13 protein-coding genes are annotated in these 14,592 nt (G+C 32.4%); 4 read left to right on the top strand and 9 right to left on the bottom strand.

Features of this window, described 5'->3' with window-relative positions:
- Positions 1 to 64 precede the first annotated feature (64 nt).
- Positions 65 to 1,060 carry an AMP-binding protein gene (locus GFV00_RS07815; protein ID WP_160557385.1) on the top strand — a complete coding sequence of 332 codons (996 nt, stop codon included), beginning with the start codon at positions 65 to 67 and terminating at the stop codon, positions 1,058 to 1,060.
- A gap of 149 nt (positions 1,061 to 1,209) precedes the next feature.
- Here GFV00_RS07815 and GFV00_RS07810 read toward each other — a convergent pair whose 3' ends face one another.
- The 6 genes from GFV00_RS07810 to GFV00_RS07785 all read right to left on the bottom strand — a co-directional run bounded on the left by GFV00_RS07810 (position 1,210) and on the right by GFV00_RS07785 (position 9,852).
- Entirely contained in the window at positions 1,210 to 2,346 is a 1,137-nt protein-coding gene (locus GFV00_RS07810) for a porin (RefSeq protein WP_105297258.1), read from the bottom strand.
- 6 nt (positions 2,347 to 2,352) lie between these two features.
- Positions 2,353 to 3,414, bottom strand: coding sequence for a type II asparaginase (locus GFV00_RS07805; RefSeq protein ID WP_160557386.1), 1,062 nt, complete (start codon positions 3,412 to 3,414; stop codon positions 2,353 to 2,355).
- A gap of 29 nt (positions 3,415 to 3,443) precedes the next feature.
- Positions 3,444 to 5,084, bottom strand: coding sequence for an aspartate 4-decarboxylase (gene aspD / locus GFV00_RS07800; protein ID WP_160542661.1), 1,641 nt, complete (start codon positions 5,082 to 5,084; stop codon positions 3,444 to 3,446).
- A gap of 47 nt (positions 5,085 to 5,131) precedes the next feature.
- Positions 5,132 to 6,835, bottom strand: coding sequence for an aspartate-alanine antiporter (gene aspT / locus GFV00_RS07795; protein WP_160557387.1), 1,704 nt, complete (start codon positions 6,833 to 6,835; stop codon positions 5,132 to 5,134).
- 267 nt (positions 6,836 to 7,102) lie between these two features.
- Positions 7,103 to 8,503, bottom strand: a complete 1,401-nt coding sequence (aspA, locus tag GFV00_RS07790) for an aspartate ammonia-lyase (RefSeq protein ID WP_160542663.1) — start codon at positions 8,501 to 8,503, stop codon at positions 7,103 to 7,105.
- Positions 8,504 to 8,544: 41 nt separating this feature from the next.
- The gene (locus GFV00_RS07785) at positions 8,545 to 9,852 is read right to left on the bottom strand and encodes an anaerobic C4-dicarboxylate transporter family protein (RefSeq protein WP_160542829.1); all 1,308 of its coding nucleotides are present in this window, start codon (positions 9,850 to 9,852) and stop codon (positions 8,545 to 8,547) included.
- 208 nt (positions 9,853 to 10,060) lie between these two features.
- On the opposite strand from GFV00_RS07785, the gene GFV00_RS07780 reads away from it, so the two are divergent.
- The 3 genes from GFV00_RS07780 (at position 10,061) to GFV00_RS07770 (ending at position 12,864) form a co-directional block, all read left to right on the top strand.
- Positions 10,061 to 10,711 (top strand): Crp/Fnr family transcriptional regulator, encoded by a 651-nt coding sequence (locus GFV00_RS07780; RefSeq protein ID WP_160557388.1) that lies wholly within the window; start codon positions 10,061 to 10,063, stop codon positions 10,709 to 10,711.
- Between the two features lie 90 nt (positions 10,712 to 10,801).
- Positions 10,802 to 12,466, top strand: a complete 1,665-nt coding sequence (locus GFV00_RS07775; RefSeq protein ID WP_105297264.1) for a DEAD/DEAH box helicase — start codon at positions 10,802 to 10,804, stop codon at positions 12,464 to 12,466.
- A gap of 62 nt (positions 12,467 to 12,528) precedes the next feature.
- Positions 12,529 to 12,864, top strand: coding sequence for a heavy-metal-associated domain-containing protein (locus GFV00_RS07770; protein WP_160557389.1), 336 nt, complete (start codon positions 12,529 to 12,531; stop codon positions 12,862 to 12,864).
- Positions 12,865 to 13,068: 204 nt separating this feature from the next.
- Here the strand turns inward: GFV00_RS07770 and GFV00_RS07765 are convergent, their stop codons facing one another.
- The 3 genes from GFV00_RS07765 to mnmD all read right to left on the bottom strand — a co-directional run bounded on the left by GFV00_RS07765 (position 13,069) and on the right by mnmD (position 14,551).
- Positions 13,069 to 13,272, bottom strand: a complete 204-nt coding sequence (locus GFV00_RS07765; RefSeq protein WP_146105565.1) for a hypothetical protein — start codon at positions 13,270 to 13,272, stop codon at positions 13,069 to 13,071.
- A 179-nt stretch (positions 13,273 to 13,451) separates the two neighbouring features.
- Positions 13,452 to 13,877 (bottom strand): NUDIX domain-containing protein, encoded by a 426-nt coding sequence (locus GFV00_RS07760; protein WP_160557390.1) that lies wholly within the window; start codon positions 13,875 to 13,877, stop codon positions 13,452 to 13,454.
- Positions 13,865 to 14,551, bottom strand: a complete 687-nt coding sequence (gene mnmD, locus GFV00_RS07755; protein ID WP_255448807.1) for a tRNA (5-methylaminomethyl-2-thiouridine)(34)-methyltransferase MnmD — start codon at positions 14,549 to 14,551, stop codon at positions 13,865 to 13,867. The genes GFV00_RS07760 and mnmD overlap by 13 nt, the downstream gene beginning before the upstream one ends.
- Positions 14,552 to 14,592 lie beyond the last annotated feature (41 nt).

Below are 14,592 nucleotides of genomic sequence, written 5' to 3'. Positions count from 1 at the left end.
ATACTTCTGAAATATATAGTCTCATTGATAGTAATCATTATCGTATAAAGATAAAAAATTTCTTATGATTCATCTGAATTTTTCAAAACCTATAGACGTGAATGCAATACCTTGTCAAGAAAAATGGCAAATAGATATTGTTGATTTTTTAAAAGATTGGTATTCTGCTTCACCCACTATAATCACAAAGACATCCGGTTCCACCGGAACTCCAAAAAATATTGAACTGACTAAAAAAGCTATGGCTGAAAGCGCAAAGATGACGGGTACTTTTTTAAATCTCAAAGCTAATGACAGCGCTCTTCTTTGTATGCCTTCTTCCTATATAGCAGGTAAGATGATGTTAGTAAGAGCTATCGTTTGGAAATTGGATCTTTATTGCATTAAGCCCGTATCTCATCCCCTTGAGAATGTTAACAGAGAATTTACCTTTTCTGCAATGACGCCTATGCAAGTTGAAAATTCGTTAGACAAGCTTTACCTTATAAAAAAATTGATTGTAGGAGGCGCTCAGCCTTCCGCTCAATTGGTATCCGAATTAAAAAACCAAACTACCGATATTTATGAATCTTTTGGAATGACGGAAACGATATCTCATATTGCACTTAAAAAAATATCGGGTCATGCGGTAAATTCGGCTTTTAAAGTTATGCCCAACACTAAAATTCGTGTGGATGAAAGAGGTTGTTTGTGTATTCTTCCTCCATTTTTGGATGAAGAAATTGTAACTAATGATCTGGTTTCGCTCATTTCTGACAATGAATTTGAATGGAAAGGAAGAATGGACCATGTAATTAATTCCGGAGGAATTAAAATTTTTCCTGAACAAGTCGAAAAACAACTGAAATCTATTATTCAATCTGATTTTATCATTTCATCCGTACAAGATCCTGTACTAGGTAATAAAGTAGTGATTGTCATAGCCGCAAAAAAAGATATCAATTTGGAAAAACAAATTTTAGATTTCAATTTCGAAAATAAATATGAAAAACCTAAAGAGTTTATTTATGTAGAAAGCTTTGCTAAAACTCCTACCGGAAAAATCATCCGAAAAATATAAGTTCTATCTTTATTTCAATTCATTTTAAAATGAATCTTTATCTTCAACTAAGTTTAATTTTTAGACTGAAGAATTAAGGTATAAAAAAAGCCTTATAAATAAATTATAAGGCTTTTTTGTCAAAATATTTGAGTATAATCGTACAATTTCTATTTGATTTTCAAGAACCAACGCATACCTGCAATAATTTGATTTCCATTAATTCCATCTAAACCGTTATATATTCCGTTAAAATTGGTTCTGTTATATGCATACATAAGGTGGAATCTAAGGTCTTTAATAGCCGGATCTGTAAATGGATAATATTCAACTGCTGCTTGTACACCTCCATTAATATAGGAAGAAGAATTTATTTGATCTCTTCTTTTATTCCATACTCCTTTAATTAAAGGTTTTATCTTTCCTAAATCGTATTTAAAATTAACTGAAACAGAATTGTCTCTAACATGTCTTAATCCTAAATCTTCATTTTGAACGACATCCCCGTAATCCATATCACGATCTCCCATATACCAATCTAATTCAGCTGTAAATTTTTTAAGATTGATTTGGTTACCAATGGTTATCCAGTTATAATATTTGCTCGCATCATGTTGAAAGGCTCCGTATCCATATCGAGTTCTAAATACATTGTTGAAAAGGCTACCTTCCCATAAGAATAAACCTGCTAACGATTTATTTTTATATTTATCGGTAGCAAATTGAGGAGCATCCGAATTTACTACTTCAAAATTTAAGGTTTGTCCTGCTACTCTATAAGCTACATTAACCCCCGTTTTATACGCATCCAGGTCATTATAGGTCATAGTATATAAGTAAACATCAGCAGCATTATAGTCAAATTCAAAAGTACCGAATTGTACTGCTTGTTTACCTACACGGAATGTTAAATTTTTTCCTGCATCAATTTCGAAATATGCTTGATCGGTTGCTGATGAATAGTTATCTCTGTACAATGCGTTTTGAGGGGTATTTAGTCTATGACGTACCCTGTAACGAAACCCAGGAATTATTTCACCTTCAAACCATACTTTTACAGTATTTCCTCTGAAACTGCTTTGATCCGTTTTACTTCCTTTAAAAGTAGCTTGATAATCTACACGAGTATCAAACATAATATTTAACATTTTGTCATCTTTCAATAACTTATCCAGAACGGATTTGAAAGATGGTTCATTGACAGTGTTTTCTCCTGTACTTGGATTGGTTTGCTGTCCGAACATGGACAAACAAAATAAACAATTAGCCGCTATGAGAATTTTTTTCGTAATACTTAATTTCTTCATAAATTTTTAATATTCTGTAAACATTCTTTGTATTTCCTTATAATTATTTGTTTTGGTTAAAGCAAGCATCAACAATACTCTGGATTTATACGGATTTAAGTACCAAGATGCTGTAAATCCATATTTATCGTCATCTACTTCATCATATTGAGCAGTTGGTCCCATTGAAATTCGGGAGGAACGAACTACTGCAATCCCTCTCTTTACTGCATTTGCAAGTGCATTTTGTAGATCGGTGGTAATATTTCCGTTACCAACTCCTGCGGTAACTATTCCTCTTACTCCGGCATTAACTGCAGCATCTACAAATAATGACTTAGCGTTGGAATAACTTAAAATTACTTCAACTCTAGGCAGTTTAGTTATGTTAGTTATGTCAAATTCTGAATTTATTGTATGTCTTTTTACAGATTCCCGGGTATAGATGGGTTTACCGTTATACACGATTCCCAAATTCCCATAATTTGGATCTTCAAAAGTTCCTACAGAAAGAGTATGCGTTTTGGTAATATCATCAGCCCCTATAATTTTATCATCCATTACTACCATTACTCCTTTACCTAAAGATTCCGGCGATCCAGCACATGCAACTGCATTGTAAATATTTCTAGGACCGTCTGCACTAATGGCAGTAGATGGACGCATGGAACCTACTAATACTACAGGCTTGTTGCTTTTTACGGTTAAGTTAAGAAAATATGCTGTTTCTTCTTGTGTATCGGTACCGTGGGTAATTACAATTCCGTCTACATCTTTTTGTTTAAGCAATTCATTAACTCTTTTCGATAATTTTAGCCAAACATCGTCATTCATGTCCTGACTTCCGATATTTGCTATTTGCTCTGCTTTAATGTTAGCAATGTCTTTAATGGAAGGAACTGCTTTTAAAAGTTCATCTACTGTAATAGAACCGGCTGTATATGCCTGAGTTACAGAGGATGACCCTTGTCCTGCGATGGTTCCTCCTGTTGCTAAAATGTAAATAGTTGGTTTATACTGTGCGTTAACCGCCATAAAAATAAACAATACAAACAAACTGAACAAATTTTTTAAACTTTTTGTTTTCATAGTTAAATAATTATAATTAATATTTGAATTTATTTTTTTGAATTTTTCCATGCTTCTACGTATTCGTACATTGTTTCGGAAAGCTTTTTTCCTATAGTTTTATAATCATCGTCATCTAAATTTGCTAACGATACTCTTACTGACCATTCCGGACCGGCAAAACCTCCTCCATTTAATAATACTATGGAAGATTTTTCGGCTAATCTGAAAAGTATATCTACGGGTTCAAAATTCTTTTCCAAGAAAGTAACAAAATCTTTATCGTAATTTTTAGATGCCCATTCATGAATATCTATTTCACAATAGTAAGATGCTCTTTCCGGATCGGGTTTGATAGGTATATTCATTCCTTCCCAAAGTAGATTAAATCTATGTTTTACTAAATCTGTACACACTTTTTTATAGTGATTTTGCTTATCCAATAATGCAAACGATGCAAACAACATCATTTGTATTTGTTGAGGTAAGGATAATCCTGCAGTATGATTCAATGCAACTTGACGACTGTCTGCTACTAATCGGTCAATAAATTTCAGTTTTTCAGGATATAAAGTCAAACTGGAATATAATTTTGCAGTTTTAGCTTTTTCTTTTTCAGGTATAGCTTTTAGCATTTTATCATAAATGTTATCTTCATATAAAGCAATAGCCCCTAAACGCCATCCTGTAGCTCCGAAATATTTTGAAAATGAATAAACACAAAGTGTATTTTGTGGTAATTCGTTCATTAATGAGCTAAATTTGGGAACAAAAGTACCGTAAACGTCATCCGTCAATATCATTAAATTTGGATTGAGGTTTTTAACTACTTTTATGAGATATTTTCTACTCTTATCGCAAATTTCTACTGAGGTGGGATTACTTGGGTTAACAATGAAAAAGGCTTTGATGGTTTTGTCTCCTAATTTATCTAATTCTTCATCCGGATATTGATAGTTGGAAGTTCCGTCGCTATTTTTTCCTGTACCATGCACATAAGTAACCTTAAAGTCATATCTTTTTAATTCAGGTATTTCTAAGTAAGGAGTAAAAACAGGAACTCCTAAAGCAATATGATCTCCTTTTCTTAATAAATAGTTTTCCATCAAAGAATCAAAAATATAACACATGGCAGCCGTTCCTCCTTCTACGGCAAAAATATCATATTTACCACTTCTTTGCGGATTATTCCCGCACATTTCTTGAATGAGGTAATCGTGAACTATGGGTTCTATGTGTTTTAACATCCTTACCGGACTTGGATATTGATCTCCGATAATTCCTTCCGCTAATTCGTGTGCCCAACTGTCGCGATCGTATTTATGTTTTTCTATACCGTATTTGTAGGTATTTTTTAAATGTTCAATACCGGGTTGGTCTTTATTTTTTTCCAAAAATGCTTCAAATCTTTTACCTATTCCTTTTTTTTCGGGTATCCCCGCCAATCCTTCGGGTTTATTTAAGGTTCTTTTACATTCTTCTATTCCGAACCTTCCTAAGGTAAAAAATGCTTCTCGAGGAACTGTTGCTATCCAATTGGGATTTCCGCGACCTGCATTTAACATGGTTCTGGTGGGTTTGGTTTGTTGATCTGAGGCCAATTTAATCAAATCATTTTTTAACTCAAAAGGGCTTAGTTGTTCTAATTGCTGCTCTTTACGACGAGAGGTTTTTAGTTTAGAAATATCCATTGTTATTTACTTTTTTCTTGTTTTACTAATTTTTACGTGTTCAATGGCTAGCTCATTAACAAAACAATTACTACTCCCCATATAATAAGTAGTGTATTACCAACGGCATAAGTAGTGGTATAAGACAGGGCCGGAACTTTACTTTGTAATGTATCTTCCAAGGCTCCCAATGCAGCAGTTGTAGTTCGGGCTCCTGCACAAGCACCTAAGGTAATGGCAGGATTGAATTTAAATACATATCTTCCCAATAATATACCAATGAACATGGGTACGATACTTACAAATATTCCTGCGATAAATAAGCTTACTCCGGCCGTTTTCAATCCTGAAATAAAATCGGGTCCTGCATTTATTCCCACTACGGCAATAAACATATTTAAACCCAAATTATTCATCAGCCAAACTGAGGGGGAAGGAATGTATCCAAAAGTAGGTCGCAAGGATCGTAACCATCCGAATATAATTCCCATAATTAAAACTCCTCCACTGGCACTTAAACTTAAAGGAATATTTCCGGTACGGATTGATAATGACCCTAATAATCCTCCTAAAAAAATACCCAATCCTATATATAGAATATCAGTAACATTAGTGGGTCTTTCCGGATAACCTAAATAGGTAGCAAATTTATCTACATCTGTTTTCCTGCCTTCTATTTCCACAATGTCTCCTCGTTGAATGGTTACATTTTTTAATAAAGGAATTGTTGTTTTTCCTCTATGTATTTTTAATATGATTACTCCGTGTCTGTTTTTATTGTATTTTAAGGTATGTAAACATTTTCCGATTATTTCTTTATTGGCAACCATTACCTTTAAACTTTCTACCTTAAAATCCAATAATTCCAAATCTGCTACTTCTTTACCAACCAGATTTTCATCGGATAAAATGGTATCTAACGGTCCATTTAAAACCATTCGATCTCCTCTATTGATAGTAGTATCGGGAGTGGGATCTGAAATAATTTCATTGTTGGAAGCTGAACGAATTTGTTCAACATAGACGGGCCATCCTTTGTTTACTAGTAAATTTTCAACCTCTTGAACGGTGCGTTTTTGATTAAAAAATGAACTTCCTGCTTCAATTACTCTAAAAGTTGCTCCATCGTAAGCATATTCTAAACTTGAATCATCATCTTGTATTTCTCCTCCTAATGATTCTTCATATTTTTTGGTTTGCCCTATAACATCTTTTCCTAAAAGTTTAGGTCCAATGGATGATAAAAACCATGCTGTCCCTGCTGTTCCAAATATATAAGTTACTGCATACGCAACGGGAATGTGATTTATTAATTGTTGTTTTTGAGAAGAGTCAATACTTAACTGATTTATTGTATCGGATGCAACACCAATTACTGCTGATATGGTATTAGCTCCGGCTAATAATCCTGCTGCATTTCCTACATCAAAACCTGCAATAATTGCGGCAACCCATCCCACTAATAAACAAGATACACATACTAAGGCGGCAAATGCAATTTGCGGCAATCCTTCTTTTTTTAATCCGTGCACAAATTGAGGACCCACACTATATCCAACGGCAAATAAAAATATGAGAAAAAATGCTGATTTCACGGTAGGCGAAATGGAAATACCCAGCTGTCCGATTAATACCCCCATTAAAAGAACGCCCGTAACGGCGCCTAAACTAAATCCTTTAATTTTTATTTGTCCGATTGCAAAACCTAATGCTAAGGTGAGAAAAATAGCTAATTCAGGAGAACCTTGAATAGTTTTTAAAATCCATTCCATATATCTTGTTTTTTAATAAATATTTTTTAGGTTAATTAGAGATAAAAAAAGAAAATAATATTTTTTATCCCATAAAATAACTCTATATAAAATACAATTAATATGCCAACAAAATGAACTTATATTTTTTCACTATTCTTATTAATGTCTAAAAAGTTCCCCCTTAAAAAATTTATATTATGTTCGATATTTCAATGAATTTCTTGATAGTATATATAACTAAAAAAGAAAAAGCAATTGATTTCTCAATTGCTTTTCAAGGTTATATTAGTCTTTATACTTATGAGGCCCCAGCATATTTTGCGGGTTTAAAATTTCATCTAATTTTTCTTTTGATAAAAGCTTATTTTCGAGCACTAAGTCATAAACACTTAAATTTTTCTCTAAGGCTTCTTTAGCTATCTTAGTGCTGTTTTTGTATCCTATATAGGGATTTAATGCTGTAACGATTCCTATACTGTTTAATACCATATCTTTGCAATGTTGTTCATTAGCTGTTATACCGTCGATACAATTTACACGTAAACAATCCATTGCGTTCATTAAGATATGAACTGATTCTAACAAGCTGTATGCGATTACAGGTTCCATTACATTTAATTGGAGTTGACCGGATTCTGCCGCCATAGTTACTGTTAAATCATTTCCAATAACTTTAAAGCATGTTTGGTTCATTGCTTCCGGAATAACGGGATTAACTTTTCCCGGCATAATGGAAGATCCCGGTTGCATAGCCGGTAGATTGATTTCATTCAATCCACAACGAGGCCCGGATGATAATAGACGTAAATCGTTACAAATTTTTGAAAGCTTGATGGCTACTCTTTTCAAAGCTGATGAGTAAATAACATATGATCCGGTATCCGGGGTTGCTTCAACTAAATTTTTCGCAGATATAAACGGTAATTTTGTTATTTCCGCTAATTTTTTAGCACATAATTCAGCATATCCGGGGATTGCGTTTAATCCGGTTCCGATAGCTGTAGCACCCATATTGATTTCTAAAAATAAATTAGAATTTTGGGTCAACCTTTCCACATCTTCACTCAACGTTTCTGCAAAGGCTTCAAATTCTTGTCCTAAAGTCATAGGTACTGCATCTTGCAATTGGGTTCTTCCCATTTTTAAAACATGCATAAATTCTTTTCCTTTGTTGCGGAAAGATTCAATTAATTGTTTTAAATGATCAATTAAGATCATGTTAGAATTAATTGCTGCTAATTTTATAGAAGTTGGATAGGCATCATTAGTAGATTGGGAAAGGTTTACGTGATCGTGAGGGGAACAGTATTGGTATTCTCCTTTTTTATGTCCCATTATTTCTAATGCAATATTGGCTACCACTTCATTTATGTTCATGTTGGTTGAAGTTCCTGCTCCTCCTTGAATTACATCACTAGGAAATTCTTTGTCGTATTTACCGGTTATAATTTCCTGACATGCTTTTACAATTGCATTTTTGATATTTTCATCTAAGACTCCTAATTCGCAATTAGTCTCTGCTGCCGCCCATTTTACATAAGCTAACGCTTTAATTAATTCCGGATAATTAGATAATTTTATACCTGTTATATGAAAATTGTTTACAGCCCTTTGAGTTTGAATTCCATAATATGCATTTTCAGGAACTTCTAAATCTCCTATCAAATCGTTTTCGACTCTGTACATAATTTTTTATTTATAATTTTTTTACGGTTGTTTTTTTATTTTTAAAATAGTAAATAAGCTAAACCAAAACCTACACTTACGGCTACAATGGTTGCGATAAATCCCGGTAATTGGAAAGAGTGATTGACTACGTATTTTCCTATACGAGTAGTACCGGTACGATCAAAGTTTATTGCAGCTATTATGGTTGGATAATTTGGAATAAAGAAATATCCATTTACTGCCGGAAACATAGCTATCAAACTAGGGATAGGTATGCCCAAGGAAACCCCTAACGGCATAAGTGCTCGTACGGTTGCTGCTTGACTAAACAGCATGATGGACATAATAAATAAGGCTATTGCAAAGGTCCACGGATATTCTGTAACCATAGTGGTTAACAATCCTTTGAAGAAATCTAAATTTCCACCAAAAAAAGTATCACCCATCCAGGCTATACCAAAAATAGCTATTACTGCTTGCATTCCTGCAGAGAAAATGGAACCGGTTGCTATTTTTTCTACATTGGTTTTAGTGAATAGTAAGATACATCCTGCTGCTGCCAACATAAGTATTTCTATGATATGAGGCATAGCCATTGGTACACCATTAAAAGTGGGCTTCATTCCGTCAATTGAACCAAATACCACTATTCCTACAACACTAACCAAAAAGATGATCACAGATAGTTTTGCTCCAAAACTTACTTTATTTTTGCTGCTTTTTTCTTTGATTTCTAATAAGCCTTCGTTTATTCTTTTTTGATATTCAGGATCTTTTTCTAAATCAACTCCTATAAACATTTGTACAATTGCAGCAACTATAACTCCAATTAAAGTGGAAGGGACTGATATCATTAAAATATCCGTAAGTCTTAATTCAGGGTTTTTTACCATAATTACACTAAGTAAAGCTGCCGTAGCTGCAGAAATGGGACTTGCGGTTATGGCTTGTTGTGACGCGATAACCGAAATGCTTAACGGTCTTTCAGGCCTCACCTTTGCATCGGTGGCTACTTCTGATATTATAGGCAACAGTGCATAAGCTATGTGTCCTGTACCTGCAATCATCGTAAAAATATAAGAAACAATAGGGGCTACTATAGTAATGGCAGGAGGATAAGCTCTTAAAAGCTTTTCAGCGATATTAACCATATAGTCTATACCCCCGGATGCTTGTAAAGTACTTGCTGCTGTAATTACTGCAACTATCATTAACATTACATCTATGGGTGGATTTTGCGGCTTCAGCTTAAAAACAAAAACTAATACAGCCAATCCAAGACCTCCGAAAATACCTAATCCTAAACCTCCTTTTCTCGCCCCGATAAATATGGCTGCCATTACAACCATAAATTCCAGCAAAATCATTAAAGTGTTACTCATCTAAAAATTAATTTTATTTAATTTAAAACTAATAATATGTATAATATTTATAACAAATCTTAGTTTTAATTATTTAATAATTGCAAATGTAAACAGATAATTAAGATTTTCATTATTTTTTGTAAGTGATGTTATTTGTATTTTAAAAACAATATAATTACCTTTGTAAGTGAAAAATCTTACTTTTTTGAACATGGAGAAGCTGATTACTACCATCCCTTTTTATGCTATATTAACTGAGGAGGAGAAAATGTTTCTCTCTCAAAATTGTAGTATTGTTGACTTTGATTCCAGAGAAGCTCTTTTTAAACAGGGCAGTTTTGCGGTTAATATATATTTTGTATTGGAAGGGTATTGTAAATTGACGTACCAATCCGGCAATAAAAGAAAAATCGTTTATATAGCCCGAAAGGGTGAAATTATAGGTAAGGATTATATATTATTGGAACATTATCCTTACAGTACCCACTCGCTTACCGCTTCTAAATTAATGGTTTTTCCCAAAAACTTGTTTCAAAAAATCTGTGAATTAAATAAATCATTTTATCTTAAAATCAGCAATAAATTAGAATTTAAACTACGGGAAACCATGGAATGGTTAATTAATCTTAGTTTTAAAAATGTGGAAGGAGCTATGGCTATGTTTATTTTAAAATTTTGTAATAAAAATTTTAAGGACATCAGTTTAACTCGAACCGAAATTGCTGAAATCATAGGATATTCCAGAGAAAGCATTATTCATACCCTTACAAAGTTTGAACAAGAAAAACTGATCAAAACGAAAGGCAAAGACATTATTATAAAAGATATCGAAAAACTGGAAGAAATAATAAAATACGGATAAATTCAGTAATTATTAAAAAACATAAATCAATTCTTGAATTGTTAATTAACAAACAAATCATATCTTTGTATTGATTTTTAAAAATTATTGATGAATTTATTCAAAGAGTATGGCCTATCAGAAGATTTGTTAAAGGCCATAACAGAGTTGGGTTACACTCAACCCACTGAAATCCAAAAGCAAACCATTCCCTATTTATTATCCAAGGAAGAAGACTTAATAGCTTTAGCACAAACCGGTACAGGTAAAACTGCTGCATTTTCATTACCTATATTGGAAATGATAGATCCCTATCAAAAACATGTTCAAGCCTTAATTCTTTGTCCAACTCGTGAACTGTGTTTACAAATTTCTAAAGATATTGCCAGTTATTCGAAATATTTATCCAAAATACGTTCATTGGCAGTATATGGCGGATCTAATATTTCTGAGCAAATCAGAGGTTTGAAAAATAATCCTCAAATTGTAATAGGTACACCGGGAAGGGTTAATGATATGCTTAAAAGAGGGGTTCTAAAAATTAACCAAATTCAATGGTTGATTTTAGACGAAGCAGATGAGATGTTATCTATGGGCTTTAAAGCCGAATTGGAAACAATTCTTAAAGAAACGCCTAAAGAAAGACAAACTTTATTATTTTCAGCAACAATGTCTAAACAAGTAGAGGCTATTGCTAAAAATTATATGAAGGGTGCACAAAAAATATCAGCAGGAGGAATTAATGAAGTAAAGAAAAATATTACTCATAAATTCGTAATGGTGCGTGACCGTCAAAAAAATAACGGGTTACGAAGAGTATTGGATGCCAATCCCAATATATATTCAATTATTTTCTGCAGAACGAGAGTGGAAACTCAACATGTTGCAGATTTCTTAATGCACCAAGGATATGCAGCTGATGCTTTGCATGGAGATTTATCACAATCTCAACGAGATATGGTGATGAAAAAATTCCGATTGAAAAATTTACGAATCCTTGTTGCTACGGATGTGGCAGCCAGAGGGTTGGACGTAAATGACCTTACTCATGTGATTCATTACTCATTACCTGATGATCCGGAAGTTTTCATCCATAGAAGCGGTAGAACCGGTAGAGCAGGAAAAGACGGAGAATCTATAGCTATTATTCGTCCTAGCGAAATGGTTAAATTTAATCGCATTAAAAAGGAAACTTCTATTAAGGTAGAAGAAATGAAAATTCCTACCAAAGAGGATATTTTAAAAGCGAAAGAACTTTATTTATCGGATAAGCTGCTTAATTCCGATTTTGATTCCGAAGAATTTGAACTTTCCACTATTCCTGATCTATCCAACATTTCTAAAGAAGAACTTTATAAAAGGGTAATGTTCCTTGAATTAAAATCAACTTGGGAATTCTATAAAAACGAGAAAGATATTGCTCCTATTGATAAGAACGAAAGAGCAGCCGAAAGAGGTAAAAAATCTTCCACAAGCCGAAACAGAAAGGATAGAAAAGACTCAAAAGACGGAAATAAAAGAAACAGAAAAAGTAAAAAAGGGAATTTCACTCGTTTTTTCTTTAATTTAGGCAAAAGAGATAATCTTAACAAAGTAACGGTTATTGACTTAATTAATAAAAACACGAAAGGTGCGAGAGCGGATATTGGCGAAATTGATATTAGAGATAAATTTACCTTTTTCGAAGTTGACGCCAATTATACTGATCAATTATTAAAGAAAATTAATCAGTTAAGTTTTAATGGTAAAAATATGTCATTGGAAATAGCTCAATAGAAGGATTAGTTGAAATTTCTAAATTGTTTAAATTATTTTAAGCTACCTAAAATATACCATAAATGATGAAACTTATAAAAAAAATTTTTGTCATCTTATTGATATTCATTTCATTTACTGAAATAAATGCACAAATAAATAATCAAAAAGTTGAAAAAATAAAAGTTTACGGTAATTGCAATATGTGTAAGGAAACTATTGAAAAAGCCGGTTATGAAGCAAATATTTCTGCTGTATTATGGGATCCGGGCACTAAAATTGCAACTATAACTTATGATGATACGCAAACATCTTTGAATGCTATTTTGAAGAAAATAGCAAAATCGGGGTATAGCAATGAAAAATATAAGGCTAAAGATTCCGATTATAAAAAATTACCGATATGTTGTCAATATTAAAAAGATAGTAAAAATAGTTTTAAGCGTTCTTTTAGAGAATTTTTTTAATTCTCATAATTTAATACATTAATTTATCAATTTAGAGAACTCAATTTTATTGAGCTCTCTTTTTTGTTTTAATTCTAAATTTACTCTGCAAAAAAAGGAACTGACTTCAAAAAGCCAATTCCTTATATTAAAAAATTAATTTATTAGTTCAAAAATTTATGAGGCGGTTGCTCTTGGATACCATACCGTACACATAATACCTTCACTTGCTACCTTAGGATGGGCGCAATTTGATTTCTGAAATTTAGAACATTTCAAACAATCATCTTCTCTATGAGGAATCACTTTAAATTCGTATGAATTACAAACTTGATTTTGGCTTACTGCAATTTCTTTAATAGTACATAACTGCCCATTCAAAAAATGCTCACAATTACCACAGCATTTAGCTAACTTTAATTCCATATCAATTATTATTTTATTTAAAAACTTTGATACAAAATTATAAATTAAGATTCAAAGATTTATTCTAAATAACTGATTTAAAGCAATTTATATTTAGAATAAATTAATATAATCGGTATAATCATTCTAAATACTCAGGTATTTTTATGAAGTAATTTTTTTACTACAATTTTATCGACCGGTAATGGGATGCTATCTAAGGTAATTTGATCTAAAGGCATCCATTCTATTTGATTTATGGACTTTTCTATTATTTGAAGATTGGAAAGATCATTACATTCCACTTTATAGTACACGGTAAGTAATTGACTATCGGGAGTTAATTTAGATTCCAGGAAAAAATCTTGAGTATAGAAATGCTCTTTTACTGTAACTTCTAAATTTAATTCTTCTTTAAATTCTCTAATCAATGTATCCCGAGTTCCTTCTCCTAATTCCAATCCTCCACCGGGCAATTTAAGTAATGGTTTTCCCGCATACATTTCGTGTAGAAACATCAAACAATTATCTTTTATTAAAAGTCCATATACTCTTACATTTAATTTTGTTATCTTTTCCATGCATTAACCATTTCTCGTTTTCCTTTAGGTCCTGTTAATTTTTCTACGTCAAATCCTACATTTTGCATAGCTCTTCTTGCGCTTCCTTTACTGGAATAGGTAGTTAGCAATCCTTGTGGTGCCATCCGATCGAAGATTTGCTTAAAAATATCTTCTTCCCACAGCTCGGGTTGAACTCTTGCTCCAAAAGCATCGTAATAAACTACATTTATATCGAAAATAGGTAAATTTCTTAATTCAAGAAAATCTGCCTTAAATTTAATGATAGTAAAATTTTTATTAATTTGAGTTTCCTTCCCCCACTCTGCTTGATGTAATAATTGATAATATTCCTCTGCTTTTTCTTTATTTAGTAAAGTCCCGTATTGTAACTCTTTAATTTCTTCATGTGTTAGAGGATATTTTTCCAACGTATAATATCGAACTGTCAAATCCTTTTCTATTGCTTTATATAATGTTAAAAAAGCATTTAAACCCGTTCCAAAACCCATTTCCAAAATGGAAATCTCAGAAATTTTTAATTGATCTAATCCATGAGATATAAATACATGTTCTGCTTCTTGCATGATACCATGACGGGAATGATAAGTCTCATTCCATTCAGGAATATGTAAGGTTTTAGTACCTTCGGATGTGGTAATAATGGTTCTTTCTAACATAAAACGTAAATCCATTCAAAATTACAACTCTTTTTAATCTATCAAATGATTTATTT

This window comes from Apibacter sp. B3935, from assembly GCF_009827705.1.
GTDB lineage: Bacteria > Bacteroidota > Bacteroidia > Flavobacteriales > Weeksellaceae > Apibacter.
This window is presented reverse-complemented; position numbering and strand designations above follow the sequence as displayed.

Bases quoted from the DNA above. Each gene is read 5' to 3' on its own strand.
- GFV00_RS07760 (WP_160557390.1), bottom strand. From the start codon at position 13,877: ATGGAAAAGATAACAAAATTAAATGTAAGAGTATATGGACTTTTAATA.
- aspA (WP_160542663.1), bottom strand. From the start codon at position 8,503: ATGTACAGAGTCGAAAACGATTTGATAGGAGATTTAGAAGTTCCTGAA.
- GFV00_RS07815 (WP_160557385.1), top strand. From the start codon at position 65: ATGATTCATCTGAATTTTTCAAAACCTATAGACGTGAATGCAATACCT.
- mnmD (WP_255448807.1), bottom strand. From the start codon at position 14,551: ATGGATTTACGTTTTATGTTAGAAAGAACCATTATTACCACATCCGAA.
- GFV00_RS07785 (WP_160542829.1), bottom strand. From the start codon at position 9,852: ATGATTTTGCTGGAATTTATGGTTGTAATGGCAGCCATATTTATCGGG.
- GFV00_RS07770 (WP_160557389.1), top strand. From the start codon at position 12,529: ATGATGAAACTTATAAAAAAAATTTTTGTCATCTTATTGATATTCATT.
- GFV00_RS07805 (WP_160557386.1), bottom strand. From the start codon at position 3,414: ATGAAAACAAAAAGTTTAAAAAATTTGTTCAGTTTGTTTGTATTGTTT.
- GFV00_RS07780 (WP_160557388.1), top strand. From the start codon at position 10,061: ATGGAGAAGCTGATTACTACCATCCCTTTTTATGCTATATTAACTGAG.
- aspT (WP_160557387.1), bottom strand. From the start codon at position 6,835: ATGGAATGGATTTTAAAAACTATTCAAGGTTCTCCTGAATTAGCTATT.
- aspD (WP_160542661.1), bottom strand. From the start codon at position 5,084: ATGGATATTTCTAAACTAAAAACCTCTCGTCGTAAAGAGCAGCAATTA.
- GFV00_RS07810 (WP_105297258.1), bottom strand. From the start codon at position 2,346: ATGAAGAAATTAAGTATTACGAAAAAAATTCTCATAGCGGCTAATTGT.
- GFV00_RS07775 (WP_105297264.1), top strand. From the start codon at position 10,802: ATGAATTTATTCAAAGAGTATGGCCTATCAGAAGATTTGTTAAAGGCC.